We start from the raw sequence: 1,560 nt of genomic DNA on the forward strand, positions 1-1,560 counted from the left end.
TTCTATTTCAGTAATTTGCACAGTTTTTCATACCTGAGGACAACTCGCTTGATATTAACTTTGTAACGATCAAAAAAGTATGAAAACGAGTATGAGCAGATCGACTTTCAAAATCCTCTTCTACGTGAAGAAGGGCAGCGAGAGAGCCAACGGCTATCTCCCCCTAATGTGCCGTCTTACGGTGGACGGTGAAATCAAGCAGTTCAGTTGTAAACTGGACGTACCTCCGAAACTTTGGGACGTGAAAACGGCACGTGCCACGGGCAAGAGCGCCGAGGCGCAGAAAATCAATGCGGCGGTTGACCGGATACGCGTGGACGTGAACCGCCGTTACCAGGAACTGATGCAGTCCGACGGCTATGTCACCGCCGCCAGGCTGAGGGACGCCTGCCTCGGGCTGGGCGTGAAACGCGAGACGCTGCTGAAGCTCTTCGAGCAGCACAACGAGGAGTTCATCAAGAAAGTGGGACACAGCCGCGTGCAGGGAACATACAACCGCTACCGTACCATATACAGGCACCTTTGCGAGTTCGTCCCGAAAGTGTACCGCCGTGACGACATTCCCCTGAAGGAACTCAACCTGACGTTCATCAACAACTTCGAGTATTTCCTGCGTACGGAGAAGAAATGCCGCACCAATACCGTATGGGGTTACATGATCGGGCTCAAGCACGTCATCTCCATCGCCCGCAACAGCGGTGCGCTTCCCTTCAACCCCTTCGCCGGGTACATCAACTCCCCCGAAAGCGTTGACCGGGGCTACCTAACAGAGCGTGAGATACAGACGCTGATGGAGGCCCCGGTGAAAAGCGGGACCTGCGAACTGGTACGCGACCTCTTCATCTTCTCTGTGTTCACCGGACTGGCATACGCGGACGTGAAGGCGCTGACGACCGACCGGCTCCAGACCTTCTTCGACGGCAACCTCTGGATCATCACCCGCCGGCGCAAGACAAACACCGAGTCCAACATCCGCCTGCTGGACGTTCCCAAGCGCATCATAGAGAAGTACAAGGGGCTGTCCAAGGACGATCATGTATTTCCGGTACCGAGCAACGGCAGATGCAACACCATATTGAAGGAACTTGGCAGGCAGTGCGGTTTCAAGATAAGGCTGACCTATCATGTTGCCCGGCATACGAACGCCACCACCGTGCTGCTCTCGCACGGTGTGCCCATCGAGACCGTAAGCCGTCTTTTGGGGCATACGGATTTGAAAACCACCCAGATATATGCCCGGATAACCAACCAGAAGATCAGCAGCGACATGGAAATCCTGTCCCATAAGCTGGAAAAGATGGAGAAGGAAATATGCGATGCCATCTGAGGAAATGGTATTTATGAAACGGATGATTTTCCCCTTCCTCATCAAAGTTCGTCCGTCCCTGCGGGACTCCGCGTTTTCCCTTCGGTTTCCGGTAGAAAATTTCCGCATGGTGAAATTTTCTACCGGAAAAACGCTCCGAAAGCGCAGGGACGGACGTAAAAGGGATTCAGAAGGCGAAAACTGCGACCGACGTAGTGCATGTGCGACAAGGAAAAGAACTGTCCGGGAGCCCC

The 1,560-nt window shown here is 53.8% G+C and carries 1 protein-coding gene and 1 pseudogene; both read left to right on the plus strand.

Going from position 1 to position 1,560, the window contains the following annotated elements; all coding sequences use genetic code 11:
* Positions 1 to 79: 79 nt before the first annotated feature.
* Positions 80 to 1,327 carry a site-specific integrase gene (locus KTG12_RS21310; protein ID WP_011967244.1) on the plus strand — a complete coding sequence of 416 codons (1,248 nt, stop codon included), beginning with the start codon at positions 80 to 82 and terminating at the stop codon, positions 1,325 to 1,327.
* Positions 1,317 to 1,560 (plus strand): annotated as a pseudogene (locus KTG12_RS21315) (hypothetical protein); the annotation flags it as partial. The gene KTG12_RS21310 and the pseudogene KTG12_RS21315, both read left to right, overlap by 11 nt.

Source organism: Parabacteroides sp. MSK.9.14 (assembly GCF_019041495.1).
Classification (GTDB): domain Bacteria; phylum Bacteroidota; class Bacteroidia; order Bacteroidales; family Tannerellaceae; genus Parabacteroides; species Parabacteroides merdae.